Origin of the sequence: Pseudoalteromonas piscicida (assembly GCF_002208135.1) — a bacterium.
In the GTDB taxonomy this organism is placed as follows: Bacteria; Pseudomonadota; Gammaproteobacteria; order Enterobacterales; family Alteromonadaceae; genus Pseudoalteromonas; species Pseudoalteromonas piscicida_A.
Map to the genome: position 1 here is coordinate 696,089 of NZ_CP021647.1, position 26,743 is coordinate 722,831.

28 protein-coding genes and 1 pseudogene are annotated in these 26,743 nt (G+C 43.2%); 17 read left to right on the forward strand and 12 right to left on the reverse strand.

The features are described from left to right. Positions 1-44: 44 nt before the first annotated feature. Both B1L02_RS21540 and B1L02_RS25055 read right to left on the reverse strand, forming a co-directional pair. Positions 45-365, reverse strand: coding sequence for a GNAT family N-acetyltransferase (locus B1L02_RS21540; RefSeq protein WP_316829548.1), 321 nt, complete (start codon positions 363-365; stop codon positions 45-47). Between the two features lie 163 nt (positions 366-528). Continuing rightward, entirely contained in the window at positions 529-3,264 is a 2,736-nt protein-coding gene (locus B1L02_RS25055) for a methyl-accepting chemotaxis protein (RefSeq protein WP_088532800.1), read from the reverse strand. A 195-nt stretch (positions 3,265-3,459) separates the two neighbouring features. On the opposite strand from B1L02_RS25055, the gene B1L02_RS21550 reads away from it, so the two are divergent. Further along, entirely contained in the window at positions 3,460-4,185 is a 726-nt protein-coding gene (locus B1L02_RS21550) for a YebC/PmpR family DNA-binding transcriptional regulator (RefSeq protein WP_010375669.1), read from the forward strand. Positions 4,186-4,432: 247 nt separating this feature from the next. Here B1L02_RS21550 and B1L02_RS21555 read toward each other — a convergent pair whose 3' ends face one another. Next, positions 4,433-5,071, reverse strand: a complete 639-nt coding sequence (locus B1L02_RS21555) for a hypothetical protein (RefSeq protein ID WP_232003192.1) — start codon at positions 5,069-5,071, stop codon at positions 4,433-4,435. 178 nt (positions 5,072-5,249) lie between these two features. Between B1L02_RS21555 and B1L02_RS21560 the strand changes: the two genes are divergently transcribed. From B1L02_RS21560 to B1L02_RS21595, 8 genes are all read left to right on the forward strand, one after another. After that, positions 5,250-6,176: a hypothetical protein gene (locus tag B1L02_RS21560; protein ID WP_088532801.1), complete on the forward strand. Its 927-nt coding sequence runs from the start codon at positions 5,250-5,252 to the stop codon at positions 6,174-6,176. A gap of 5 nt (positions 6,177-6,181) precedes the next feature. Further along, on the forward strand, positions 6,182-6,553 hold the full coding sequence (locus B1L02_RS21565; protein WP_232003193.1) for an SH3 domain-containing protein: 372 nt from the start codon (positions 6,182-6,184) through the stop codon (positions 6,551-6,553). Between the two features lie 579 nt (positions 6,554-7,132). Further along, positions 7,133-7,354 carry a calmodulin gene (locus tag B1L02_RS21570; RefSeq protein ID WP_017218756.1) on the forward strand — a complete coding sequence of 74 codons (222 nt, stop codon included), beginning with the start codon at positions 7,133-7,135 and terminating at the stop codon, positions 7,352-7,354. A 59-nt stretch (positions 7,355-7,413) separates the two neighbouring features. Next, on the forward strand, positions 7,414-7,635 hold the full coding sequence (locus B1L02_RS21575; protein ID WP_088532802.1) for an EF-hand domain-containing protein: 222 nt from the start codon (positions 7,414-7,416) through the stop codon (positions 7,633-7,635). A 68-nt stretch (positions 7,636-7,703) separates the two neighbouring features. Continuing rightward, positions 7,704-7,925 carry a calmodulin gene (locus tag B1L02_RS21580; protein ID WP_017218753.1) on the forward strand — a complete coding sequence of 74 codons (222 nt, stop codon included), beginning with the start codon at positions 7,704-7,706 and terminating at the stop codon, positions 7,923-7,925. Positions 7,926-7,975: 50 nt separating this feature from the next. Beyond that, positions 7,976-8,197, forward strand: coding sequence for an EF-hand domain-containing protein (locus B1L02_RS21585; protein WP_088532803.1), 222 nt, complete (start codon positions 7,976-7,978; stop codon positions 8,195-8,197). 49 nt (positions 8,198-8,246) lie between these two features. Beyond that, the gene (locus B1L02_RS21590; protein ID WP_010375684.1) at positions 8,247-8,468 is read left to right on the forward strand and encodes a crotonobetainyl-CoA--carnitine CoA-transferase; all 222 of its coding nucleotides are present in this window, start codon (positions 8,247-8,249) and stop codon (positions 8,466-8,468) included. 9 nt (positions 8,469-8,477) lie between these two features. Further along, positions 8,478-8,684 (forward strand): EF-hand domain-containing protein, encoded by a 207-nt coding sequence (locus B1L02_RS21595; RefSeq protein ID WP_010375685.1) that lies wholly within the window; start codon positions 8,478-8,480, stop codon positions 8,682-8,684. A 96-nt stretch (positions 8,685-8,780) separates the two neighbouring features. Here B1L02_RS21595 and B1L02_RS21600 read toward each other — a convergent pair whose 3' ends face one another. Together B1L02_RS21600 and B1L02_RS21605 are read right to left on the reverse strand one after the other, a co-directional pair. After that, on the reverse strand, positions 8,781-9,296 hold the full coding sequence (locus B1L02_RS21600; protein WP_088532804.1) for a hypothetical protein: 516 nt from the start codon (positions 9,294-9,296) through the stop codon (positions 8,781-8,783). 87 nt (positions 9,297-9,383) lie between these two features. Then, positions 9,384-9,827 (reverse strand): GNAT family N-acetyltransferase, encoded by a 444-nt coding sequence (locus tag B1L02_RS21605; RefSeq protein ID WP_088532805.1) that lies wholly within the window; start codon positions 9,825-9,827, stop codon positions 9,384-9,386. A 217-nt stretch (positions 9,828-10,044) separates the two neighbouring features. Between B1L02_RS21605 and B1L02_RS21610 the strand changes: the two are divergent. From B1L02_RS21610 to B1L02_RS21630, 5 genes and pseudogenes are all read left to right on the forward strand, one after another. Next, positions 10,045-11,024: pseudogene (locus tag B1L02_RS21610) on the forward strand (NAD(P)H-dependent flavin oxidoreductase). A 404-nt stretch (positions 11,025-11,428) separates the two neighbouring features. Then, positions 11,429-12,391, forward strand: coding sequence for a phosphatidylinositol transfer protein (locus B1L02_RS21615; protein ID WP_088532806.1), 963 nt, complete (start codon positions 11,429-11,431; stop codon positions 12,389-12,391). A 367-nt stretch (positions 12,392-12,758) separates the two neighbouring features. Then, a complete protein-coding gene (locus tag B1L02_RS21620) occupies positions 12,759-13,676 on the forward strand; it encodes an esterase/lipase family protein (RefSeq protein ID WP_088532807.1) in 918 nt (305 codons plus the stop codon). After that, positions 13,673-14,521 carry a lipase secretion chaperone gene (locus B1L02_RS21625; RefSeq protein WP_088532808.1) on the forward strand — a complete coding sequence of 283 codons (849 nt, stop codon included), beginning with the start codon at positions 13,673-13,675 and terminating at the stop codon, positions 14,519-14,521. The genes B1L02_RS21620 and B1L02_RS21625 overlap by 4 nt, the downstream gene beginning before the upstream one ends. A gap of 198 nt (positions 14,522-14,719) precedes the next feature. Next, positions 14,720-15,088: a hypothetical protein gene (locus B1L02_RS21630; RefSeq protein WP_232003194.1), complete on the forward strand. Its 369-nt coding sequence runs from the start codon at positions 14,720-14,722 to the stop codon at positions 15,086-15,088. Positions 15,089-15,155: 67 nt separating this feature from the next. Here the strand turns inward: B1L02_RS21630 and B1L02_RS21635 are convergent, their stop codons facing one another. Continuing rightward, on the reverse strand, positions 15,156-16,115 hold the full coding sequence (locus tag B1L02_RS21635) for a LysR family transcriptional regulator (protein ID WP_223192161.1): 960 nt from the start codon (positions 16,113-16,115) through the stop codon (positions 15,156-15,158). Between the two features lie 84 nt (positions 16,116-16,199). On the opposite strand from B1L02_RS21635, the gene B1L02_RS24810 reads away from it, so the two are divergent. Next, the gene (locus tag B1L02_RS24810; RefSeq protein WP_223192160.1) at positions 16,200-16,454 is read left to right on the forward strand and encodes a hypothetical protein; all 255 of its coding nucleotides are present in this window, start codon (positions 16,200-16,202) and stop codon (positions 16,452-16,454) included. Further along, the gene (locus tag B1L02_RS21640) at positions 16,415-17,311 is read left to right on the forward strand and encodes an MBL fold metallo-hydrolase (RefSeq protein WP_223192159.1); all 897 of its coding nucleotides are present in this window, start codon (positions 16,415-16,417) and stop codon (positions 17,309-17,311) included. Before B1L02_RS24810 ends, B1L02_RS21640 begins: the two co-directional genes overlap by 40 nt. 287 nt (positions 17,312-17,598) lie before the next feature. On the opposite strand, the gene katG is transcribed toward B1L02_RS21640, so the two are convergent. The 4 genes from katG to B1L02_RS21660 all read right to left on the reverse strand — a co-directional run bounded on the left by katG (position 17,599) and on the right by B1L02_RS21660 (position 24,469). Beyond that, positions 17,599-19,821, reverse strand: coding sequence for a catalase/peroxidase HPI (gene katG, locus B1L02_RS21645; RefSeq protein WP_167651283.1), 2,223 nt, complete (start codon positions 19,819-19,821; stop codon positions 17,599-17,601). A 487-nt stretch (positions 19,822-20,308) separates the two neighbouring features. After that, on the reverse strand, positions 20,309-21,457 hold the full coding sequence (locus B1L02_RS21650) for a hypothetical protein (protein WP_088532810.1): 1,149 nt from the start codon (positions 21,455-21,457) through the stop codon (positions 20,309-20,311). A 122-nt stretch (positions 21,458-21,579) separates the two neighbouring features. Next, positions 21,580-22,362 (reverse strand): class I SAM-dependent methyltransferase, encoded by a 783-nt coding sequence (locus B1L02_RS21655; RefSeq protein ID WP_088532811.1) that lies wholly within the window; start codon positions 22,360-22,362, stop codon positions 21,580-21,582. 88 nt (positions 22,363-22,450) lie between these two features. Continuing rightward, positions 22,451-24,469, reverse strand: coding sequence for a S9 family peptidase (locus B1L02_RS21660; protein ID WP_088532812.1), 2,019 nt, complete (start codon positions 24,467-24,469; stop codon positions 22,451-22,453). Between the two features lie 166 nt (positions 24,470-24,635). On the opposite strand from B1L02_RS21660, the gene B1L02_RS21665 reads away from it, so the two are divergent. Next, on the forward strand, positions 24,636-25,049 hold the full coding sequence (locus B1L02_RS21665; protein ID WP_088532813.1) for a VOC family protein: 414 nt from the start codon (positions 24,636-24,638) through the stop codon (positions 25,047-25,049). A gap of 366 nt (positions 25,050-25,415) precedes the next feature. On the opposite strand, the gene B1L02_RS21670 is transcribed toward B1L02_RS21665, so the two are convergent. Next, complete coding sequence (locus B1L02_RS21670) at positions 25,416-25,946, reverse strand: GNAT family N-acetyltransferase (RefSeq protein WP_088532814.1); 531 nt, start codon at positions 25,944-25,946, stop codon at positions 25,416-25,418. Positions 25,947-26,008: 62 nt separating this feature from the next. Beyond that, positions 26,009-26,737 carry a 5-oxoprolinase subunit PxpA gene (locus tag B1L02_RS21675; protein ID WP_088532815.1) on the reverse strand — a complete coding sequence of 243 codons (729 nt, stop codon included), beginning with the start codon at positions 26,735-26,737 and terminating at the stop codon, positions 26,009-26,011. Between the last annotated feature and the right edge of the window lie 6 nt (positions 26,738-26,743).

A 26,743-nucleotide genomic window follows, 5' to 3' on the forward strand; every position in this document is an offset into this window, starting at 1 on the left:
TTCCTCAAGGCCTTTAGCTTCATAAAGCCAACGGCTTCTGGGTTTTACTCATTGACATCAATAAACTGCACGTTTTGTGTTTCAAGTGCAAAGCGAAGCAGCTCAGTACCGACACCTTGTTCTTTGCTGTTCGCGAGTACAAATAACATCTCGATTTTTTGGTCATATACACCGATAAAACCGACAACCTTCGCGTCGTCATTTTTTACACAATACAGCATAGCGTTTGGAAACGCCTGTTCAATAATAATTGGTTTAAAATAAGCGATATCCGCCTCAGTGATAAAATCATAAGTGGCTCGCACGGAGTCTTCCCAAACGGCCAGTAGTTCCTGGTAATCGCTTGATGTAACTGGACTTATCATTATTTCCTTTTGTCTAATAAAACTGTCCAAATGGGGTTAAGCGATAAACAAAAGGGAGACTAGCCAGCTGGACGCGCATAACATACCCGATGCGTTAAGGGTACAACGGGTATTAAGGTAAATGACTTGTATGTGGTCTAGATTGGGCATTATTAACTATTCATCATAGTTGAAAAAACGAAACTTGATCGGTAAGTAGTTTAGCTTGATTTTCCATATTTTTACCTGAGCGAGATGTTGTTTCAACTAAGGTGACGTTTTGCTGAGTAATATTATCCATTTGTGCGATGGTGGTGGAAACAGCAGCTATGCCCTCAGCTTGCTCTTTCCCCGCGTTATCTATGTCTGCCACCATTTTGCTCACCTCGGCAATTGATTGCATTAGCTCATCGAAAGTCGTGCCAGACTCGTATACAAGTTTACTGCCTTGCGCCACCGCATCAACGCTATTTTTGATCAGAGCTTTGATTTCACGTGCTGCTGATGCACTACGTTGAGCAAGGTTTCTCACTTCTCCGGCAACCACGGCAAACCCACGACCAGCTTCACCAGCCCTTGCTGCTTCAACGGAAGCATTGAGTGCTAAGAGGTTCGTTTGGAAAGCGATTTCGTCAATGACGCTGATAATGTCAGAGATTTTTGTGCTGTAGGATTCAATTTTGCCCACTGCGGTAATTGCATCATCAATAGATACCTTACCTGCGTGTGCTTTTTCCCTGACAAAGGTAGTTTTCTCTGCAGCGTAGCTTGCGCTATTAGCATTCTTTTTGACGGTTGCGGTCAGCTCTTCCATTGTGGCGGCGGTTTCTTCTAAGCTTGCAGCTTGGTTCTCAATACGGCTATTAAGTTCTTCGTTGTTATTTGCTATTTGTTTCGCCACATCGAACACTTGCTCTGCGCCGTGGTTTATGGTGTTTACTAAGTCGCTCAATTTATCGAATAAGCCATTCATCGCTTGTTGCAGTATTGAAAACTCGCCACCTAAGTGATGGGTGATCCTATGTCTTAAATCGCCTTGTTCCATTGCCAAGATGGCATTTTTGATATGTTCAATAGCTTGCTTTTGTTCTGTGATGTCCGTTGCATATTTAACAACTTTAAAGGGGCGGCCTTGTTGATCGAGGATAGGGTTATAGGACGCTTGGATCCATACCTCTTTACCTTGTTTTGCAAGTCTTAAGTATTGCCCCGAGTCGAACTCTCCCCGATTGAGCTTCTGCCAAAATTGCAGGTATTCAGGACTAGTGGCTTGTTCGTGTGTGGCAAAAATACGATGATGTTTACCTTTGATTTCGTCAAGTGTGTACCCCATCGTATCTAGGAACGAGTCATTAGCCCATAAAATGGTACCATCCATTGCAAACTCAATAACCGCTTGTGATTTGCGAATAGCCTGAAGCTGACCATCAAAATCAGCAGCAATGGTCTTTTGTTCAGTAATGTCCGTCGCAAACTTAACAACTTTTAGAGGCTTGCCTTGCTCATCTAAAATTGGGTTGTAGGTAGCACTAATCCAGATTGCTTTACCACCTTTCCCTAAACGGTGAAACTCTCCGGATTCAAACTGGCCCTGCTTTAAACGCTGCCAGAATGCTTTGTATTCACTGCTTTGCGCGTAAAAGCTGTCGACGAACATACTGTGATGCTTGCCAATGATTTCTTCTTTCTTGTAGCCCATGACAGACAGGAAGTTTTCATTTGCTTTTAAAATATTACCTTGCAAATCAAACTCGATAACAGCTTGCGAGCGATTGATGGCTTTGAGTTGTCCAGCAAAGTCGAAAGACGCCTGCTTTGCTTGAGTAATATCCGAGGCATATTTGACGATTTTTTCCAACTGGCCATTTTCGTCATAGATGGGAGTATACGTAGCTTGGATCCACAGAGTGTTTCCTGATTTGGTTAGGCGTTTAAACTCACCTGATTGATGTTTACCTTGTCGTAAAGCGTGCCAAAAGTCTTGATATTCGCTACTCTCAGCGTCTTCTTCTGCCACAAATAGTCGATGGTGTTGGCCTTGTATTTCACTTAATGTGTAACCAACTGCATTTAAAAATAGCGTGTTTGCAGTCTTAATGTTGCCGTAAGGGTCAAATTCAATAACGGCTTGAGTGTGTTTGATGGCATCAATTTGCCCTTGAAAAGCTGCTGCTCTTGATTTTTGTGCTGTGATGTCTGAGGCATATTTTACGACTTTAATAGGCCGATTCAGTTCATCGAAAATAGGATTATAAGTGGCTTGGATCCATATAGTTTCGCCTGATTTTGTTTGCCTTGCGAATTCACCTTCAAAAAACTCGCCATTATTTAGGTGTTGCCAAAATGCTTGATATTCTTCACTGGCAGCGTAGTCATCTTTTACAAACAGGCTGTGATGCTTGCCTTGTATTTCTTCTAAGCTGTAACCCATAACGGATAAAAAGTTATCATTAGCGCTCAGCACCTTGCCGTGCATGTCGAACTCGATAATTGCGAAGGACGCTGATAAAGCACGTAAATTTGCACTCATGTTGGCGATGACTGTGAGATAATCACTGATGTCAGTCGCAACGACTAAAATTCTGCCTTCTTGAGTAGGTGATAGCGCCAGTTGTAGTTTTTTTGGCTTGTCGCTCGCAGCATTGAGAGAGAGCTCAACCTTTACATGTGCTTGATGTTCAAGTTGAGCTAGCCCGCGCTTAAGTGCAGCAGAATCCTCAGAGGTGTGACATATAGAGCTGAGTGATTTCAGTGTGTGGTTAACTGGATATCCGAGTAAGTGGTTGAAAGCCGAACTAAGCTGAAAAATATCTGTTTGATAATCCACTTCTAAGTAAGGGGTTGTTGCCTTAAAGTGTTGAAACAGCGCGGCATCTTGTCCATCTTGCTTTTTTGCTTTTCCCAAACCAAACGTGATCATATAAGCCACCCGTAGCGATAAATTTTGACAATATTAACTATAGTAAAGTTACCTAGGTCCGCCATAAAATAGTGGTAAAACAAGTATATAATCTTGTCGCTTTAAGCAAATTACCATCACGGATAATAAGGGTATAGCCGTAACACAAATGTCTTGGTAAAATCTTCGCCAATTTTTATAAAAACGAGCATTAAGATGGGCAGAGCATTTGAAGTCCGCAAAAACGCCATGGCAAAAACGGCGGCGGCAAAAACAAAAGTAAACTCAAAATACGGAAAAGAGATTTACGTTGTTGCTAAAAATGGCGGCGCAGATCCTGAAACGAACTTGTCACTACGTCGTTTAATCGACAAAGCAAAGAAAGATCAAGTTCCTGCACACGTTATTGATAAAGCAATCGAAAAAGCGGCAGGCGGTGCAGGTGAGGATTACACGCCAGCACGTTACGAAGGTTACGGTCCTGGCAATAGCATGATTATCGTTGACTGTTTAACAGACAACATGAACCGTACTATCAAAGATGTTCGCTTACCGTTTACCAAAACTGGTTCAAACTTAGGTAACCCAGGCTGTGTGGCACATATGTTTGACCACTTTGCAATCTTAGGATTTGCAGGTGATGACGACGAGTCAGTTTTGGAAGCGCTAATGATGGCTGATGTTGATGTTACTGACGTAGAAGTTGAAGACGGCCAAGTTTCTGTTTTCGCACCTCACACTGAATACTTCAAGGCGAAAACAGCACTGACAGAAGCGTTTGAGGGGATCACGTTTGAGGTAGACGAAATCACTTGGGTTCCGCAAACTCACGTAGAAATCGAAGATCCAGAAGCAATCGAGACATTCGAAAAGCTAATCAATATGCTTGAAGATGTGGATGACGTACAAAACGTTTATCACAATGCGATTGTAAAAAGATAATCCGCTTATCGAAATATGACGCAGCACATTGCGTACAAACAGTTAAGGCCGACATAGTTCGGCCTTTTTCTTGTCTATTCTTTATACCTCGCAACATTGGTTTTTATCATGGCAATAGGAAATAATAATAGTAACGTTTGCGAGCCAATATAGATGACCCAATTAACGTGTCTAGCAATAGGGAAGTAACCATCGCCTTGGTTTGCGAACAGCCAAAATTGACCGATAATAGCATCCGCTAGCATTGCTAGGATAAAACCACAAGCAACCGCGTAGTTGGTTTTTTCATTGAGTTTGAGGTTTTGAACGAGAAGCCAGAAACCAAAAACCCGAGCAAGGTCACTAATACACTATAACATGCGCTCAACAGTAGGGAGTATTGGCTAATCGTGGGTAGGTACATCATTTGGTAGCTAACCGACGATAACATAACGGACAAAACAACCAATACAGTCGCTGTTGGTAACTTTAATGCGAACTCTCGTCGTAAAAACTTGATGAGTAGCCATAGTAAAAGCCCATAGCCAAGGGCAAAAAACCAAATAGAGTCGATTAAGTAGTCATGCTTTATGGTTTGATCTTGACGATGATACAGCTCAAAGAGGTTGAAGTTGACGATATCTCCGCCAGTGCATAAGAGCAGAGCAATCCAACAGAGTTTTATGTCTTTGTGCAAAGTGCTAGGGCTAACAGCCAAGCTTATTTGGCGAACATGCCACCCTAATCGCAACACAAGAAGTAGTGAGGCTGATGGTAATATCCATTGAAATAAGGCTTGGTGAGTTTGCCAAAGTAGACTGTTGCCAAGCAAGGACGTAACTGTCGCAATGACAAGTAAAAACAATGTGATAGGTTTATAGTGGACGGTTTGCAGTATATTATTCACGGACATTCCTTGTTGGCGAAAACGGCTCGCTTTTTAGAGACTCATTTTTATCACTTATTTTAAGTGTAATAATTGTTTGGGTATTCGTCTTTCGCTGTATCAATTTACAGTACAATCATTTACAGTATTTGTCTTGCAGATCTATTACATTGCTACTTTTAATAAAGGTAACCCGTTCATGTCTAATCTTAAACTCAATATAGCGCTTTCATGCTCAGTTCTCGCATTGGCTTTTTCTGGGTTTAATGTCATACAAACCAAATTAGCAACCTCTCCTGTGGCAACGCACGTATATCAGAGTCCCGCTCAACAGCCTCACTACAATGCAACTCAGCATACGCAGGGCACTCAGATTTCAGCTGACGAGTCTGAACAAGTTGCTAGGTTAATGGCTCGGATCAATAAACTTGAAACGAGATTACAGGCATTGTCGATGGAAAAGTCTGATTTACTCTCTGAGCAGGCACCAGATGAGTTTGAGTCTTTGATCTTTTCTTTAATCGAAAAGCGTGAGCAGCAGAAAATCGACGAGATGAAAGCTGAAAATCCGATTTATGGCTTTTACGAAGACTTACCCGAAGACTACGAAATGCGCATCAAAACCGATCCTGAGTATGCAAGTCAAGTCAGCAACGATTTAAAACAGAAAATTCTGAATAGCAGTTTACCGGCGGCGGAGCGTCTAGCAGCGATGAGTCAGCTGCAAATGAACATGTTTATGCTAAATCGCAATGATTTAGAGCAATATGATTATCAAACCGTGGAATCTATCCTCAATATGACGCATAGCATGAGCGATGAAAAGTTGAGATTACAGGCGCTTGAGCTAGTGTCGCGCACACCTATCGTTGATGAGCGTTTGTCGCAGTCGTTTGTGAAAATGTTAGAGCAAGAGCCTAATGATTACGTGAAAAGTCTCGCGGCAGAAGGGTTGATGTCGCAGTACTTCCAGTCAGGCGCTGATCCAAAGCAGCAACAAAGGATCGCGCAAGATTTGCTGTCTCTTTATGAAAATGCGTCAGATCCTAAAGTTAAAGCTATCCTCAAAAATTTGATGGGTGATGAGCGTATGCTAGAAGAGCTAAAACGCCAGTCTAACGGCTGATGTACATGGAGTTAAACTTGGAAACTAAGCAGTTAGATATCGAATACGAAGTAATCAAGGAACATATCAATGAGTTTCCGACCCCCATCACGTTTAAACAAGGTGCCAGATTGACCGTTGGTGAAGAATATGAAGGCGAAGAGGGATGGGAAAATTGGTTTTTCTGTAAAACTGAGGAGCAAGTGTCTGGTTGGGTACCTGCTCAAGTGTTTCACTTAGTCAATCCCAAACAGGGTGTCGCATTAATGGACTATACCGCTCAGGAACTATCAGTAGTTCAAGGTGAACAGCTGTTGGGTCATAACCAACTCAATGGTTGGGCGTGGTGCGCAAGTAAAAAGTCAGAGCTGCAAGGTGGGTACCGCTTCGTAATCTAACACAAATCTAGTGTGTTGCTTTTTAGCAACACATTCCCTTTTTTCTTCTATTTTTCTTAAAGTACTTTTATTTTCGCAAGTCTCTCGCCCACGTTATCGCTTCTCAATCAATATTTTAAAGATTAAGTTAAATTTTAATATATTGATTTGTATCGCCTTTTTGTTGTATCTGGATTATTTGAAAAGATAAGTAAAAATTTTCGATATTTTTATAAAAATTTTTTCTGGCGGCTCTGCTCAATACCGAATATGAATGATTGTCGCATGAAACTTAACCGCTTTAGGCTAGGTTTACATCCTAATTTTTTAGGGTGTTGCTTTTATGCAACAGATTAACCCATTGAAAATAAAGGTTTTTAATTTAATCTCGACATCACCTGTTGCTAAATGGCAACAATCTCACTGAATCCATCCTTAATGAAAATCCACCTTTATTTTTAAATTATTGATTTTTAATTACTTTTAAACTTTGGCATCAAAGTTGGAATAGTTATCTCGAAAGCAAAAAACATTCGCTTCAACACAAACCAACGTAGAGAAGCAGAAACGACAAGTTTAGAAATATGAGAGGAACTGATTATGAAAACTTTAGCAATCGCACTATCAGCAGCTGTACTTTCTTTCGCATCAGTAGGTGCTCACGCAGACTCTGAGTTTGATAAATACGATGTTGATGGAGATGGTTACATCTCACTAGGCGAATCAAAAGCAAATCCAAATTTGATGGCGCAGTTTAAAGATCTTGATGCCGACCAAGACGGCCAGCTAAGCCAGTCTGAGTTTGATAACTTTGAAGGCTAATCACAAGCCGACGACATAATAGCGAAGTTTAAAATATACCCCAATTTAAGGAAAAGATTATGAAAAACGTACTAGCAGCACTATCTATCGCAGGTTTATCAATGGTTTCAGCATCAGCATTTGCTGGTGGCGATTTCGAAAAACTAGATACCGATGACAACGGTTCAATCAGTGTAACGGAAGCGAGCGTAAGCACTTCGTTAACTGAGCAGTTTGCTGACTTAGACACGAACGCCGATGGCGAGCTAAGCAAATCTGAGTACGCGAACTACGAAGGTTAATTGCTAGGTGGGCTTAGCGCCCACGACCTTTAACTCCATTACGAAAACGACAGAAGGATTGGACTATCATGAAAAACGTATTAGCAGCACTTTCAATTGCAGGTTTAACATTCGCTTCAGCTTCTGCATTAGCTGGTGAAGATTTCACTAAATATGATACTGACGGTAATGGCACCATCAGCATGACTGAGGCAAAAGTAAATCAGTCCCTTGCAGAGCAATTTACGCAACTAGACAGCAATGCCGACGGCGAGTTAAGCGAGTCTGAATTCGCAAACTATCAAGGTTAATCGAGCCGCCCAAAAGTAAATCATATTTAGGAAATTTTAGGAGCAGATTTATGAAAAATGTACTTATCGCACTATCATTCACAGGGCTAACAATGGCTTCAGCAAATACTATCGCTGGTGAAGATTTCGCAAGCTATGACACAGACGGCAACGGTGCTATTAGCATGAGCGAAGCAAAAGTAAATACAGCGCTTATCGAACAGTTTAAAGACTTAGATGTAAACGCTGACGGAGAACTAAACGAAACTGAGTTCTCTAACTTTAAAGGTTAATTTGCGACTAGAGCCGCAATGAGAGACGGGCATAGTGAGGAGAATGGCTATGAAACTTAGAACGGTATGTGCAACGACCATAGGTGTATTAGTGAGCACGATGGCTTTGGCAGCAACCTTGTCATTTCAAGATGTAGACAAGGATAAAGACGGGCAGATCAGCCAGCAGGAAGCGTCGGTATCATCAACACTACTTGGTCAGTTCGAGAAGCTAGATGCAGACAAAAATGGTCAGTTAAGCGCTTCTGAATTCTCTAACTTTAAAGGCTAGGAGGTCACAATGAAAAAGTTAGCAACAGCAATTACAGCCGCCACAGTACTTTTTGCCGGCTCAGCAATGGCAGCAGAATTTAACGATTTTGATTTAGACAAAGACGGTTTTATCTCTAAAAGCGAAGCGTCACTGTCAGAGTCTCTTGCTTCAATTTTTGATAAGCTAGACAGCGACGGAGATGGCAAACTGTCCGAGAAAGAATTTAATCAGTAAGCAAGTGGCAATCCAAAGCGCCACGCCTCCCCAAGCTCGACTTTGTAGTCGGGCTTTTTTATTACCAGATAACTTAAGGTCTGGATAGGGAATGGATTAACTTAATTCCTCGATCCAGCGATGCTCTCTAATCCACTTTTGCATTTTAGGGAAACCTTCTTTTGGACAAGTCATATCCCAGGTAGTGAGTAGTGGGTATCCGAGCCCGTTTCCTTGTGTAAATGCCGCTACTAAATTAGTGCTAGCCCCCTTATACCCTTGTTGGTGTAACACGACTTCGAGGGGTAAGCCAATATATTGAATAGCAGCGACTGACCAAGCAATGGCAGCCATTTCTTCCCCATGCATTGCTTGTTTCTCACGGCCATTTTTTAGGCCATTTTTATACACATCTTCATGAAGTTGATCGCGGAATATTGGCTCACATACGGCGATATGACCGGCTTCGTGCAATATATCACCTGAATATAGCAATTTCTCATTATCAATATAGAGCGTGCCCATTACCGTTTTTAGACCCGGTAAAAACGTATTTCCCTCGACTTCATGAAATCGAAAAGGCAGCTGGATTTCGGTGAGAAAATCACAAATGCGCTTTGTATGCTCGTGCATGGTAATTCCTTTAATCGGTCAACTTACATTTTTAAGTGAGTTTAACCTAAGGTTTTATTTGCGCAAATTACTGTTGATTACAGTTATTTATAAAGGAAGCTTGATCACCGCTAGCATTTCACCATCATCTTCACTGATTCCGACCTCTTCAAAGCCAAAGCTCGCGTAAAACGGTTTGGCAACGGGATTGCTCGGTACATAACAGATTTCTATGGTGGTAAGGTTTGGTGTCTGTTTGATTTCTTCGAGTGCGAGGGCGAGTGCCTTACGTCCAATCCCTTGTTGCTGAAATTGCTGATCAACCATAAAGCGCCAAATGGAGATGCGCTCTATACTTTCTTGTACCCACATTAGCATCCCAACAGCTTCATCATCGTGATAAATTGCGCGTGTGGTATAGCCATCATTAAATTTTGATTCCACGATGGAAAACATGTTGCAGGCAACTAAATCTTGCTGCCCAGGGCTGACATCTAAATCGCAAATGGCTTCGTAGTTTTGTTTATCAATGGCTCTTAGAGAGATATTCATCACGGCGTCCTTGTATTGTTATAGAAACAATATTCCAAATAGGCATGTTTTAACAAGAGAAAGTTTGCTTTATTGAGCGCACAATCATTGACCGTTAAGCACTTGTTCCTCACACTGGAAAACACCTTCGGCTTTATGTCGTTTTGCCTAAAACAAGGACCCTGTGATGCAGCTTACTACATTACTTAATATCTCCATCCCTATGATCCAAGCGCCAATGGCAGGCGTGCAAAATTGGCGCTTAGCGGCCGCAGCGACAAATGCCGGAATACTCGGTTCAATCCCTTGTGGTATGCTGAGTAAAGAGCAGGTCGTTGCAGAAATTGAGCATTTCAAAGCGCATGCTTCTGGCCCATATAACCTTAACTTTTTTTGCCATGAAATGCCGGAACTTGACCCTTATCAGCAAGACACGTGGAAGAAAAAACTAGCTTCATATTACGATGAGCTTGAGTTAACACCTAGCGATGAAATGGGGATCTTAAGACGCCCATTTGATAGGGAAATGGCTGAGGCCATTGCGCCTTATGAGCCTCCCGTGATCAGTTTTCATTTTGGTCTTCCAGATGCCGAATTGGTCGAGTTCGTAAAATCGTGGGGGACGACTATTTTATCTTCCGCAACGACCTTGGAAGAGGGAATATGGTTAGCTGAAAATGGTGCAGACATCGTGATAGCGCAAGGGATTGAAGCGGGTGGGCATAGGGCAACCTTCACCGAGACAAAACTTGAGTCTCAACTGCATACTCGGCAATTGGTCACTATCCTTAGTGATGCGCTGTCTGTGCCTGTAGTGGCTGCCGGGGGATTGCTTCTCATCATGATGTTACGATGATGCACGAATTGGGTGCCTGTGGAACACAAATCGGCACCTGCTTCTTACTGTGTGATGAAGCAAGCACCTCTTTGGTACATCGAGATGCACTTAAGTCACTGGCTGAACCATCTGCCGTGACCAATGTGTTCTCTGGTCGCCCTGCGCGTGGGATTGAAAATCGATTAATGATAGATCTTAATTTCATGAATGAAGACGTACCGACTTTTCCATATGCATCAGCTGCTTTGACGCCATTACGCGCCGCCGCTGAAAAGCAAGGAAGTGGCGATTTTAGCCCACTCTGGGCAGGGGTTAACCGCCAAGGCTGTATGGAAGTGAGCACACAAGAGATGGTAGAACATCTATGGAATGTTAAATAACCTGAGCTGCGGATAATTAATGCCTTTCTAGCAGCCAGTTTTAGCGCTAACTGCGTTGAATTCACTTCCAATAGCCAGCTATTGGTGCGTAAATTCGCCTTGCCTACAGGATGTAGGTACCTTAGCGAGAGCAGGACGCGGAAGCGGTGTTTTCCCTAAAACTCTCTGGCTAGACAAGGAGAAAACTAAGTTGTGCTTTAGCAACAATGAGTTGGAACATTCCTTATCCAAACCTCAGGTTAAATAAGAAACTTTAGTTAACAAATTTGACACATTTCGAGTTTATGCTCTAGCGTTTTATGACAAGGCCAGTTCGTTGTGCCTTGTCCCTTGTTGCCTGAACAAGCTCATTTTTATGTTTAGGTGACGTATTCGTTATGACAATAATAAACACGGAGTCGTGCATGAGACATTCTATTTTGGCTGCAGCGTTATTCGCTTCTTTTTATTCGCTGGCAACCCCTACTTGCCCAAGTATTACCGCATTAGAAACCCATTATGCAGCACCTAATATGGTCAAGCGTAGCTTTTCTAGCTCGTTTAACAAATACTTATCTTGGTTGCCGAGTTACCATATGGTACATGATCAAGTAACCGCTGGCGGTGTTGCAACTCAGATCACTGCTAAATTTGACTACGGTAGCATCACTCATAAAGACTTGGAATTCGAGTCGGTGGAGTTTTACTACCGTGCTGAGTCGGACACAAATTGGCAGTATCTTGGTGAGCAAACAACCAATGGCGATGGCAAGGCGTTTATCACCTTGCCCGAATTACCGGCTGGTCAGTATCGTATATACGCAGGCGTACCAGCTGATGGCACCGGTGCACAAGGTTATGTCACGGTTGTTGAGCCAGGTACTCAAGCGGTCCTGTTTGACATTGATGGCACATTGACCGAATCCGATGCCGAGCAAATTGGCGACTATACCGGAATAGATCATGCCGACCCCAAAGATGGTGCCTATGATTTAGTTCGTCACTATCTTGATTTGGGCTACCAACCCGTATTTTTAACAGCTCGAGTGTATTGGTATGCCAAAGGGACGCGTGGTTGGTTAAATTGGATGGGCTTACCGCAAGGCTTTTTAAGGACATCACTTAGTAATGAAACCAGCTTGTTTAAAACGGCAGAGTATAAAACTGCGGAAATTAACCGTCTAAAAGCCCAGGGTATCGATGTCGTTCGTGCTTATGGTAATGCCAAAACAGATGCTGAAGCCTTTATCAAAGCGGGGATCCCAGCTTCAGAGGCGTTTACCATTGGTTCTGATGCCGGTCACTATGGCACCACAGCGATTATTGGCAATAGTTATCGAGTGCATTTAGGTGAGCTGGCCACTTACCCGCACGCTGATTGCTTGTAGACCTTACCCTTTTTAGAAATGCACAAAAGAAGCTGTATTTTGGCTTCTTTTGGGTCATCCTGTGTTTATACCAATTAGTCTTAATACTTGCTCAATTTGAAGGAGCAAATCTGACGCTAACTGTGTTAAAAATTTTTCATTTAGAAAAACTAAATAGCAAAATTTTCTCGCCTCAAAATAGATCACTTAATTAAGCTAATTGGTATTACTAACCTCTGGGCCTAGGTACTAACTTACACTCCCATTATTTACTTTTTTTTACGTAACATTCATCAAAATTTCATTTTTCACACTATTCCGGCTTGACCTCTGACCATTGTAATCTAAAGTTTATTTGTTACTAAATTGTAATAATTGGAGCAAGTACATGAAAAGGTTAATTCTCAGCGCCCTGCTTGGGTTGCTGTCGGTCGTTACCTCTCCCGCCCACAGCGGTGAGGAATTAGAGTACCCCGTGGTGTTAGTTCACGGTCTGTTTGGTTTTGATAATCTGCTCGGAGTAGATTATTTTTATCGCGTACCACAAGTGATCCATGATGAAGGTGGGCAGGTTTATGTTGCAGAAGTATCATCAGCCCATAATTCAGAATTGCGTGGTGAGCAACTACTAGAGCAAGTTGCGTTGGTTCGAGCATTAACAGGCAAAGACAAAGTTAATTTAATTGGCCACAGCCAAGGCGCGCAAACGATTCGCTACGTCGCCTCAGTTAAACCTGAGTGGGTGGCCTCAGCGACGAGTATTGGTGGCGTAAATTGGGGCAGCCGCTTTGCTGATGTTGTTCGCGGTGGAGTAGACAGTGGCTCATTTTCGGAGCAGTTTTTAGCGTCGCTTGCTAACGGCCTTGCGGGATTGATTGATTTGTTATCTGGTAAAGCAACCGCACCAAAAGACGCACTCGAAGCGCTAGGCGCTTTGACCACGGCTGGCACATTAGCATTTAACCAAAAATACCCTGAGGGTGTGCCAAGTCATTATTGTGGCGAAACGCAAAGTCTAGCGAGCAATGGCGTGCATTATTTTTCATGGAGTGGCAGCAAAGCATGGACCAACGTATTTGACCCTGCTGACAACGCCCTTGCACTGTTCTCTCAAGTTTTTGATGAGGCCAACGACGGCCTAGTATCAACTTGTTCTAGTAATTTAGGTCAGGTGATCAACAACCAATTCAAAATGAACCATTTAGATCAGGTAAACCACACCATTGGTATTCATCACTTGTTCGAAACAGACCCATTAACCGTTTATCGCCAGCATATTCGCCGCTTAAAAGGTCTGGCGCTATGAAAAAGTGGGGCCTTTTGCTAATCATTTTGACTATGCTGTCGCTGGTTTATATCGAGAGTGAACAGCAAGAGACGCCGCGTCATGTTCCCCGGTTCGCGGTGATATCTGAGCAGCAAAATGATGCGCATAAGGTCCCACAACCCACAAAGAATGTATCTGCAAGCGTACATTGTGAGCCGATTAATAAACAGCATAAGAACCAAATCGACGATTGGCTTTTTGAGCTACAAAACAATAACCAAGCCGAGCAGTGGCAAGCTTATCTGGAATTCTTACCACAATGCCTTCACGAAGTTGCTGGTCTCTACGTGCAATTTAAGCAGGCCTTAATTGACGTGGATACGCATCTTAATCTACAAGAACGCGTTGAGCTGCTACACGCACTGCAGCGGCAATTTTTTACGGATGAAGTGATCGCAGTTTGGTTTGAAGATGATAATGCTTGGGATACGCAAGCTTTGACCCGCTGGCAAATTTTGTCAGATGCATCTATATCTGAGTCGCAAAAGCAACAATTAATTGAAACGCATATCAGTGGGCTCCCAAAGCGCGAACAAGTGTTATTTCATACCTCAGCCCAGTTACACACCCTAAACGCAAATTGGCAGCAAAAACACTATAACGAACTAAGTGCTGAATACGGCGATGAAGCCGCAACTCGTATACTTGAAGTCCAGAAGCAGCAAAAGCATTGGCAGCAAAAACTACAAAGTTTTATGCTGCAAAAGCAAAATATTCTAGCCGAGCTTGGTGATAGCCAAATCGCAAAAGAAAAAGTCGAGTCACTACTCAAACAAACCTTTACGGAGAACGAGCAAAAGCGAGTTGCTGTATTGGTTGAGTGATAATTTTTTAGTTATTGATAAGATGGATAGGCCGACTAAGGGGCAACCAAACCTTAAGTTGTGACCCCATTTTGGTTGCAGATAAATACAATCAAACAAGCAGTAAAACATGAAAATTGAACCAAACCTGTGGCAGCTTTATTTACAAGTATATTTTCAACCATTACAGCCAATCCGCCTTGATACACGGGCGCTATCTTGAGTCTCTGGAATCCACATGGAAAGGTACTTTGTAAAGATAAAAATCAGCGCTTATCACGATTTTGGCAAGGGGCTTTACAGCGTGCAAATGTGCCTTATCAGTTGCTGTGGGGCGGTGATAAGCAAATGCAATATCGAGAGTTAAGTGCTTATATAAAGTGTGACTTAGCATCGGGATTCCGATGGGCGGCACGATTAAATCAACTGGGGTTTTATTTTGTCGAAGATAATCAATTGCACCTCTATAACAGCAGCGATAAAGCGCAAAGCGATATGGTGACGGATAAGTTCGTATATCGGATTATCTTTGCTGCACTGCCTAAAAAGAACTCTGGGTGTCTAGCTGTGCGAAGCGCTGTGCAATAACAGAACTGTCGAAAGAGCTAATGCTCAGTTAGGAGACCGAGTGAAAAGGAGATTCAATTGAGTGGACTTACACCGCTTCACCGATTTCTTCATCCACCAAGCTTTTTATTTCCTGCCTCACCCACTGGTGGATTGGACTATTGTGATGAATGAGATGCCAAAATTGTTCAACTTGAAAATCGGCAGTGTGAAACGGTAAATCGGCCACCGTGATGTCATAACGTCTACTTAAATGAGTGACCAGACGTTTTGGTAATGTGGCAATCAGATCCGTGTTAATCAATAACTCCGGCACCATCGAAAAATGTGGTAAAGATGCCACTACTTCCCGCTGAGCATCCAACCTTTTTAGCTCATGATCCATATCCGTTTTGCACAAGCCATTACCAGAAATGATGAGATGTCGGCTCTGGCAATAGCGCGCTAACGTCATAGGCTGATGAGCCCATTTATGCTGACAACACATTACTATGGCATAATTTTCATTAAATAGGCGTTGTTTAAATACGTTAGTGGGTGTCTCATCTGTGGAGTACAGTAATAAATCCGCCACCTTTTCCAAGTAGTCATGAAGCGGTATAAACGAGTTGTAAGACACAATTTGTAATTTCAAATTTGGAGCACGCTGTTGAAAACGCGCCAACAATTTCGGCACAATCATCATCATTTCGAAATCCAGTGCCCCTATAGTGAACACGCCTGAGTATTGCATGGGGTCAAACTCGTCATCTACCAACATGTGACGAATAGTAGTGAGTGATAGTTCTAGTTCGCTACGAAGGCGCTCGCCTTTTGCAGTTAAACGGTACTCATTTTTCACCTTTACCAACAATGGATCAGCAAATTGCTTTCGCAAGCGCATCAGGGCTCGGCTCACTGCAGGCTGGCTCATGTTTAATGCTTGAGCGGCTTGACTAATATGCTTGTGGATCAACACCTTCTCTAAGATCGTTAACAGATTTAGGTCAATACTACGTAGATTCAACTCAGGTACACCCATACCATCACCGTATAAAATTATGCGCAAATGATCTACATACTATAACAAACATGCATTTTTGATATGTTTGTTTTTGTTTTATCTTTTTTTCATCTTATTGAGGAGAGAAAAATGAAACTATCCAACTTAGCTTTAACCCCTATTGCTGCTGCAGTGTTTGCTTTTAATGTCAGTGCGTTAGGCCATGGCCATAATAACCAACACGCGATTTTATTCCCTGGTGAAACGGCTCAAATCGAAGTCGAACCATCAGCAAAGCACTCGCTGAAAATAGGCCAAAAATCAATAATCTTTATGAACGCCAGTTTGATGACAGTAAATTCACGGTGCAAAAGTTGGGCAGGAACACCTACTGGATTGGAGTAAATTACTACAATGCTACCGTTGTGGTGTCCAAAGACTCGGTGTTGCTGATTGACCCTCTTGGTGATGGCCGTATTGATGCACTTTTTCGAGGAATTCAATCCATCACCAATAAGCCGATCACTGCCATTATGTATTCTCATTATCACCTAGATCATGTAGGTGGAGGTAATCAACTTATTGACTTAATTAAGAAAAATTACCCAAGGGTGGGGCGTGTCCGTGTTATCGCTAGTCAAACCGTTGCTGACAAGATCAACCTTCACGCTGAATTGAACGAAAACGGTGTGATAACCCCTAAAGTTCCAGCACCAAATGAAGTGTACGATTTGAAAAAGGCTAGAACGGTCAAATTTGGCTCAATAAGGCTGAAGATGATGGCACCAGAAGGTTCTGGTCACACACCGGATAACACGATGATTCTAATTCCAAGCGATCGCGTGCTGCATTTCGCTGACATGATTAACCCTGATCAGCTGCCGTTTTACAATTTTGCGGGAGCGGAAGATTTCCATGGTTACGAAGTGGATCTACAAAATCTTCTGAGGAAACCGCTCAGTAAGCACTGGAACTTTATTAATGGCGGTCATGGCAATATAGGTTCAAAAAAGGACGTAAAAGATCTGCTGGAGTACATTGCTGATGTTAGAACTGAAGTCGGTAAACAATTAGAAGTTGCACCCTACACCCCAATTTTTAGTGACGGCAACCACTTCATTTGGTTCAAACGCTGGCAAGAAGAGATCGTCAACAATGTGCATACCGAACTAGCGAATAAATATGGGCATATGTATGGTTTCGATTCAGGTGTGGTGGAAACCCACGCAGCCATCATTTTGGCTGATATGATTGACCATTAAGTTACTCGGCGCGCTAAGCGCCGATTTTTTGTGCATAAACTAAATTGAAGAATCGGCTCTCTACCTATTGCATAAAGCCAACTACCCATGGCCAGTCAGATAAATTATCAACCATATTTGTCTACTCGTGGGTCTCGAATACCTGAAACTAATTCACAAATTGTCTGGTGAAAACACTGCGGGCATGTGGTGCGAAAACGCATATAGGCAATATTTGACCTTGGTAGGTTTTTAGCACAATAAAAAACAGGGCCTAAATTAGGCCCTGTTTGCTCTACTTAATTGGTTTATTTTAAGTCAAAGCGGTCTAGTTGCATTACCTTCACCCAAGCAGCGATAAAATCGTCTACAAACTTCTGTTTGGCATCGTCCGATGCATAGACTTCGGTAATTGCGCGAAGCTCAGAGTTAGAACCAAAGATTAAATCAACTGGTGTTGCCGTCCATTTTATCTCTCCAGTTTTACGGTCACGGCCTTCATATAGGCCTTCTTGACCTTCTACCTTTGACCATTTAGTCGACATATCTAGCAGGTTAACAAAGAAGTCGTTACTTAACTGACCTGGCTTGTCAGTAAATACACCGTGTTCTACACCTTTGTAGTTTGCGTCTAAGCTACGTAGACCACCTAATAGTACTGTCATTTCTGGTACAGACAGGTCCAGCATATTGGCTTTGTCTACTAACATTTCTGTTGGTGACATAAATGCCTCATCACTGTAGTAGTTACGGAATGCGTCTGCCTTTGGCTCCAGATAGCTAAATGATAAGACATCCGTTTGTGCTTGTGAGGCATCGGTACGGCCCGGTTTAAACGCTACATTTACTTTGTAGCCCGCGTCGTTTGCGGCTTTTTCAACTGCCGCAGAACCACCTAACACAATCAAGTCGGCTATAGAGACTGCTTTTTTGCCAGCGCGCTTATTAAAGCGGGTTTGAATGTCCGTCAATGTAGCTAGCACTTTGTTTACTTCGTCAGGGTTGTTTATCTCCCAACTTATCTGAGGCTCAAGGCGTAAACGGCCACCGTTTGCACCACCACGCATATCAGTAACACGGTGGCTAGATGCTGCCGACCATGCCGTTCTGATCAGTTCTTGCTTTGTTAGACCTGAGTTCAAGATTGATTTTTTCAGGGCGTTTATGTCCTTGTTATCAATCATCTTATAATCCGCTTTTGGAATTGGATCTTGCCAAGTCAGTACTTCGCTCGGTACTTCTGAACCTACATAACGGGCTCTTGGACCCATATCACGGTGGGTCAATTTGAACCAAGCTTTCGCGAACGCCAACTCATATTGCTTTGGATCTTTGCGGAAGCGTTCAATGACCTTACGATATTCAGGGTCAAATTTTAATGCCAAATCCGTGGTGAACATTATTGGTGCGTGGCGTTTACCTTCAATGTGGGCGTCTGGCACTAGGTTTGCCGCAGCTTTGTTGTCAGGGATCCATTGGGTCGCGCCTGCTGGGCTTTTTGTCATTACCCAGTTGAAGTTCATTAGGTTGTCGAGATAATTGGTTGACCATTGAGTTGGTGTGACCGTCCAAGCCCCTTCTAAACCGCTTGTTGTGGTGTCTGCACCTTTACCCGTGCCGCATTTATTTTTCCAGCCTAGGCCCTGCGCTTCAATCTCTGCAGCGGCTGGTTCTTTACCCACACAATCAGATGGCTTTTTCGCGCCATGTGCTTTACCAAAGGTGTGACCACCCGCGATAAGTGCGACCACTTCTTCGTCGTTCATGGCCATGCGACCAAATGACATGCGAATATCTTTTGCGGCAAGTAATGGATCTGGTTTACCGTGTGGACCTTCAGGGTTGACATAAATAAGTCCCATTTCAACTGCTGCCAATGGGCCCTTTAGTTTGCCCTTTTTGTCACGACGCTCGTCTTTTAAGAAAGCATCTTCTGGACCCCAATAAACTAAATCAGGTTCCCAATCGTCTTGACGGCCACCGGCGAAACCAAAGGTCTTAAAGCCCATTGACTCGAGCGCAACATTGCCCGCTAAGACCATTAAGTCTGCCCACGATAGGCTACGACCGTACTTTTGTTTAATCGGCCATAATAATCGTCTTGCTTTGTCTAAGTTCGCGTTATCAGGCCAGCTGTTTAACGGATCGAAACGTTGTTGGCCACCTGCCGAGCCACCACGGCCATCGTGTACACGATAGACCCCGGCGCTATGCCATGCCATACGGATCATAAACGGACCATAATGTCCCCAGTCGGCAGGCCACCAGTCTTGTGAATCGGTGAGTGTTTGCTCAATGTCTTTTTTGACTTGCTTGAGATCTAGTTTGCTAAATTCAGCGGCATAATCAAAATTTGCGCCGTAAGGGTTGGATTCTGGACTGTGTTGTCTTAATGGGCTTAGGTTTAGTTGTTCTGGCCACCAAAATTGGTTGGTTTTTGCTTCGCTCATTGCAGCAAAGCTCGGGGCTGATAGCGTTGTTGTTACTGCGAGCGCTACGGCAGACAACATCGTTCTAGATTTTCTATTCATGGGGTTTTCCCTCGTAATTAAAGTGTGTCTCAAACTGCGTGTTAAACTTTAGTTCACAAATTAAAAAGAGAAAATCCAGAAAAACAAATTGGTATGTTCGGAAAAATAAATCGATAAAAAATAATATTTATCAAAGTGTTATATTTATTTTCTATAGCGGGAATATTTTTGAAGTAAAACTTTAATTTAGTCTTTTGCAATAATTAACTTAAAACAGAAAGCTTGTAAGATCATATTGAGTTTTGGTAGTTAGCTAGGTGCGCAAGGGTTGTGCAAAAAAAGTCTCGTGATTGTATTGGATATGAAAAAATATATGGCGGAGTAGTGAGTTCTACTCCGCTTTATTCGCCAATATTGAAAATAGCAATGGCACATGATGCCTGATATCTCGCTAAAGGGGGGGAATAACTTGTTAGATTGTGGATTGATTGCTATCTGAGTCAAGGGGGGTGATACGCAAACCTCCTTAGAGCCATAAAGAGCGAAGCTAAGGGCAGGGGCCTAAAAACGAAAACATCGGCTCTCCATTTAAATTGTGGTAAGTGTGTGCACAACTATCACCACCACCGGTATTACCATGGCCTTGACTCAGCGGAATATTTCCCCAATTTGGACTTGAACTACTTCCACCGCCTATACTACCAGAGCTACTTACCGTTTTAGGAAATGTTTTATCTATCGCGTCGGCTAAACACTTAGATATTTGACTCGCCTTTATTGTTCCGACGCTACTGCCACTCCTCTGAATATCAAGCAAGCTCACACCTCCAATTACAGTTCTTGGAGCATTGACCTCAGCATCCACGGTGCCATCAAGCATTTTTAAATCGAATACGACTTGATTTTGCATATCTGTACCAAAGTATTTTGAGTGAACGGTAAAGTCGGTAACAATCTGCTTGGTTGTATCAAAATACTCCACAGTACCATCGATCCCAACAGAGTAGATAGCGGCTTGAAAGTTGGCACCTGTTATCCTTATATCTTGGAATGAGCCTTTATAATTGCTATCACGATCCGCCCTATTATTAGCTTCAATTCCTAATTTACCTCTTGCTAAAAGATTATGAGCTAAATCCATAGCCTTCGTCTCTGGGCTATTACTACAGTCTGTGGCTAACGTATTGGCCGATGTAGCTCGACTGTTGAGCGATGGACTTGACTGGGTAGAGCCAGAAACTAAAGAATCAAAACTAAAGTCCTGCCTTAAACTACGAGTGACATTCGTCATCACTTTGTAGCCATTGACGATATTTTTATGAAGCGTTATCACATCAGCGGGGATCTGTTGCATATCGGCGATTTCAATAGTTAGATCTAGGGATATACCGCCTTGATTTTTATGCCTAATATAAAAGCCATATGCGCTTTCTCGTGCGATGTCATAAACCACTAATTTGTTGGCAGCTGAATAGCAAGCTTCATCTTCTGGTCCACCAGAACTACCGACGACGCATTGCATGGTAGGGACGTATTTAGATCTTGATGCGATACTTCTTGCCTCACTATAACCACAGTTATCACAAATGAGAGACTCGTAGAAGTCTCTTGAACTAGTTGATGCCTCATTTGAACTTGCGCTACTGCTGTTGGAGTTAAAAAGTAAAATAAAAAACAGTAATGTAATTACCTTCATATTATTTCCTTATATATTGGTCAATTCACGCACTGAGTTTACATTTATTTCTTTAAGTGTAAGCATTTATTTATCATAACTCTGCTTGTTGCGCGCATTTAGGTTTTGGCTTCTTAACATTTTTAAAATGTAGTCCCCGCTTTACTCGCCAATATTGAAAATAGCAATGGCACTTGATGCCCTTTATTCAATAACTGAAAGCCGTGTCCAGACACCGCCTCTAAACCTTCAAAGCAGTTATATGGACTAAAAGGGTGCTCATCAAAGTGAGTGATTGTAAGACCAGCGTGTATTAATGACTGCATCACTTCGGCGATTGAGTGCGGCCAAGTCGCAATGGTTTGTTTGCTATCTTGATGGTTTTCGGTATAGGTTGATTCCTCGCTAATATCAGGCTGAGTTTGTGGGAAGTAAGGGTAGCCTAAATGAAGATCAATACTTGGGTGAAACTCCACGAAACAAAACTGACCGCCAGATTTCAATGCGCAGGCAATAGTGGCAGCCCACTGAGATAAATCTTGTAACCAGCAAATGGTGCCATAGGATGCAAAGACAATGTCGAATTGCGTGGTATTCTCAAGCCCAAATTGCGCGATATCCTGACAGATAAAACTGGTATCAAGTCCAGTTTGTTGAGCCAATGTATTTGCTCGGGTAATGGCTTCTGTCGAAAAGTCGACACCAGTTACCTTAGCCCCCAACCTTGCGAATGATAGGCTATCTAAGCCGAAGTGACATTGTAGGTGAAGCAGACTCTTGCCTGATACATCACCAAGTAGCTCACATTCAATGGGATTGAGGGAAGAGGTACCTTGCAAAAAGCGATTGACGTCATAAAACTCAGAGTCAAAATGTGCCTTGGCTCGTTCTTCCCATGCCGCACGATTGAGAGAGACATAATCCATATTGAATTCCCTATTTTTGTGGATTTTCTTTAACAATAACGAGTAAATAAACCGAGGCAAGACTGCCTCGGCTTGGTTGGGATCCCGTTTATTTCTTCGGATCGTGTTTGTCGAACCACCACTGAATATAAGCCACTTTGTTTAGCAGGTTGGATGGTCTTTTGGTTATTCCGTGTGAGGCATCTGGAATTCTGACCATAGCTGTTTCTACACCTTGTAGCTTAAGCGCTTGATAATACTGCTCAGTTTCTGAGATTGGCGTACGATAATCCGCTTCACCTGTCAGTAGCATGGTTGGGGTTTTTACATTCCCCACATAGCTAATGGGCGAGCGTTTCATATAATGTTCCATGTGCTCCCATGGTTTTCCTGGGAACCAGTAATCCGCAAAAAATGGATAGAAATCTGCTGTTAATACAAAGCTATACCAGTTGATCACCGGTTTTGCTACGACCGCTGCTGCGAATCTATCCGTGTGACCGACCGTCCACGCGGTGAGTACGCCACCACCTGAACCGCCCGTAACAAACAAGCGGTCTTTGTCTATATAGCCTTCACCGATCAGATGATCCACACCTGTCATTAGGTCATCAAAGTCATGGCTTGGGTAGTTGTGATGGATGGTTTGGGCAAACTCTTTGCCGTAGGAGTCGCTGCCTCGTGGGTTCATGTAAAGTACCACGTTGCCTTGGGCAGCGAAAAGTTGTACTTCGGCGCTAAAATGTGGGCCGTAGTTTGCAACGGGGCCACCGTGGATCTCAAGCACGAGTGGGTACTTTTTAGATTTATCGAACCCAGGAGGGTAGGCGACCCAAGCTTGAATTGGCAATTGATCATGTTTCGACTTTAGCCAAACTTCTTCAACTTTTGCCAGTGTTTTATCGCCAAGGGCATCTTCGTTAAGCTTTGTAATTGGTCTTGGCTCGCCGCGTTTCACAATCGCAACATCGGCAGGACGCTGGGTATCTGCGAGGGTAAAAGCCACTAATCCACGGTCGCTGATGGCGTAGTCTCCACCTGAATAGGGGCGACCAAAACTAACACTACCAATGGCATCCGTTATCTGCTCAAAACGCCCTTTTAACGGCTGATAACCGAGAGTGGTTTTCCCTTCACTGTCGTAACTTACATAGACGCCACGGCTATTGGCGGCCCAAGTAACAGAAGAAAGGCTTCTATCTAAATCGGCTGCATAGGTTTGAGTCTCGCCTGATTTGAGATCTTTGACATAGAGTAGGCTATTCTCGTAATTGGTTTTTTTATCATCATAACCAAGGTAGGCCAGATAACGGCCATTAGGTGACACCTCTGGGTGATTATCTGGGCCTACACGGTCAGTTACTGCTGTGATTTCAAGCGAGTTTAGGTCTAGCTTATAGACTTCGCTGTTGGTTGGGTTTAACTGATTATCCTTGTGGCGATTAGCCGAAAAATAGAGTGTCTTTCCGTCATCAGCAAAACTCAGTTCGCCGCCATGATCAAAGTCGCCTGAGGTTAATTGTTTTGCGTTGCCACCGTTGGCGTCAATTTTGAAAATATGATTAAAGCCCGCTTCGGTATAACCAGCACCGTCGGCGCGATAATATACCTCATCGATAAATACGGGGGGCTTTGCCCATTCTGCTCCCTTGGGTTTCCCTGCAACAGATACCGGTGGTGCCTTTTGGCTGGGAACAAACTGGCTAAAGTATAAGCTTTTACCATCTGGGAACCAATGTAGTCCTGATGGTCCGTGGGCTAAATTGCTGATCTTGGCAATGGCACCAGTTGCCAACCATTTCACATAAATTTGGCTGCTACCGTCGCGAGTAGAAACAAAAGCGATACGATCATTACTAGGCGACAGCACAGGAGAATAATCCATGTGCAGTCCAGAGGTAACTGGCTGCATTGCGTTGGTAGCAAGGTCGACAGACCAGATATTACCGACTTTTCTATCACTTTTGATATCCATGCGGTTTCGCACGAAGAAGACTTTGTCACCGCCATTGGTGATGTCAATTTGATTAGCATATTCAAGATTAAATATATCGGTTGGCTGAAGCGATGCGGCTTGCACTGCGCAAGCTGAGCTTGCAATGGCGACGGCTGCTAGAAAGTATTTCATGACTCATCCTGTTTCTAATTATCATTTCCACTATGCGCCATATTGCAGGTTAATCAACTCTTTGCGGTGAACAAATTAAAAATCCATAAAAAAGGGCTTTACCTCAACTTAGCTTGCGGTTTTATCGTTATCACCAGTTAGCGGAACTTATAAAGAAGAGGATGATATGTACTTAGAACACGTCAATTTAGTAGTTAGCGACCTAGAAGAAGTGCTTCACTTTTATCGCGCCGCATTTCCTCACTGGAAAGTTAGAAGCAAAGGGCAAGGCGAGTGGTACGGCAAAGCACGAACATGGCTGCACTTTGGTGATGACTATCATTATATAGCGTTTAGCGATCACGGTGAGGGTCAAAACAGAGCACTTGAAGGTCACCAAGTTGGCTTGGCACATTTTGCTTATGTGGTTCAAAATATCGAGCGTGTCGTCAACAGGCTAACCGAAGCGGGTTATGCAGTCGATAAAGTTGGGGTGCAGCACCCGCATCGCAAAAACGTTTACTTTATTGATCCAGCCGGATACGAAATTGAATTTGTGGAATATATGAGTGATCTGCCTTCTGAGCGCAATAGTGATTAACTTACTAAGAAGCGTGAGTGTTACCCATGTTATAGCTATCGTGAGTGGTTAGAATGAGGGAGATCTAGCGTTTTTAAAAACAAATGATCCGCCCTCATTTGGTGAGTACAGCTCTGCTATTACTTAACCTGAGGTTTGGATAAGGAATGAGCTAACTCATTGTTTTTTAATCACCTTAAACTATCTTCTTATCTAGCCAGAGAGTTTTAGGGATAACTCCGCTCTCGCGTCCTGCTACCGCCCAGGTACCTACATCCTTGTAGGCAAGGCAAATTTGCGCACCAATAGCTGGCTATTGGAAGTGAATTCAACGCAGTTAGCGCTAAAACTGGCTGATAGAAAGGCATTAATTATCCGAAGCTCAGGTTACTTAAGCAACCCAAACTTCTCGTCATTTACCCACTCGCCGTTAATTTGGAAGTTATGTTTTAGCGTGCCTTCAAGGTCAAACCCTAGTTTTTTGAGTAAATGGTGAGAGGCATGATTTCCTTGGGTAACGGTGGCGATGAGCTTGTGGTAATTACATTCGCGCAAGGCAAAGTCAATGACGGCTCTAGAAGCTTCAAAGGCGTAACCCTTTCCTTGAAATTCGGGGGAAAGCATGAAGCCTAACTCAGCCTGTTGAAACGGTGTCCACATACTTAAAAATCCGTGTAGCCCGATTGGGGTCGCTGTGGCCGTTTCTTCAATCACTAAGGTGAGCCAAGTGTTATCTTCTTTGTACCACTGCCCAAGTCCGGCGCTTAAACCATGGTTAAACTTTTCACGCAGCGTAGCTTCATCGGTAATTTCACCGACGAAACGCATGACATCTGGTTGTTGATGAAGTTCTAACCAAAGCGGCCAATCTGTATTAAGTATGGGTCTTAAGGTAAGTCTTGCTGTTGTGAGCTGCATGTAAAGTCCTTTCGCTTTGTTAACTTTCACTTATTAAACATGTACGGCCAGACTATCACAAATTATTGATTTATCACGTTTCTTATTTCTTCGATTAAGGCAATGCTCGCCTCGTTATCACCGTGAACGCATAAGGTGTCGGCGCGTAAGGTAAGTGATTTTCCACTTGCTGTCGTGACACTGCCTTGCTGATGTAATTGCTTAACTTGCGCAAGTAGCGCTGACTTGTCGTGTACTGCGCCCGCTTCAGAGCGGGCAGTCAGTAAGCCTTCATCGGTGTACAACCTATCGGCAAAGGCTTCAAAAATCAGTGATACATTATAGTCGTCAGCGAGTTGTTGATGTTTTGCTTGTTGCGCAGTGGCTAACACCATCAACTTTAGCTCACTTGGGTAGTGTGAAATGGCCTTGATAACACAGCTTAACAACGTTTGTGACTTCATCATATCGTTATAAAGTGCACCGTGTGGTTTTACATAACTTAGCGTCAAGCCTTGCACCTTTGCCATCCCGTCAATTGCGGCAATTTGGTAATGTAAGGTGTTGATGATCTCTTGCTCTGAGAGCTGCATTGAGCGGCGGCCAAACCCTTGGCGGTCTGGATAACTTGGATGTGCACCAAGCGTCACTTGGTGTGTGTTGACCAGTTGTAGTGTCTGCGCGAGTACATCAGGATCTCCTGCGTGAAAGCCGCAAGCGACGTTGGCCATATCGATATGTGGCATTACGTATTCGTCTAACCCCATTTTCCAAGCGCCAAAGCTCTCACCCAAATCGCAATTTAATAACATGTTTAT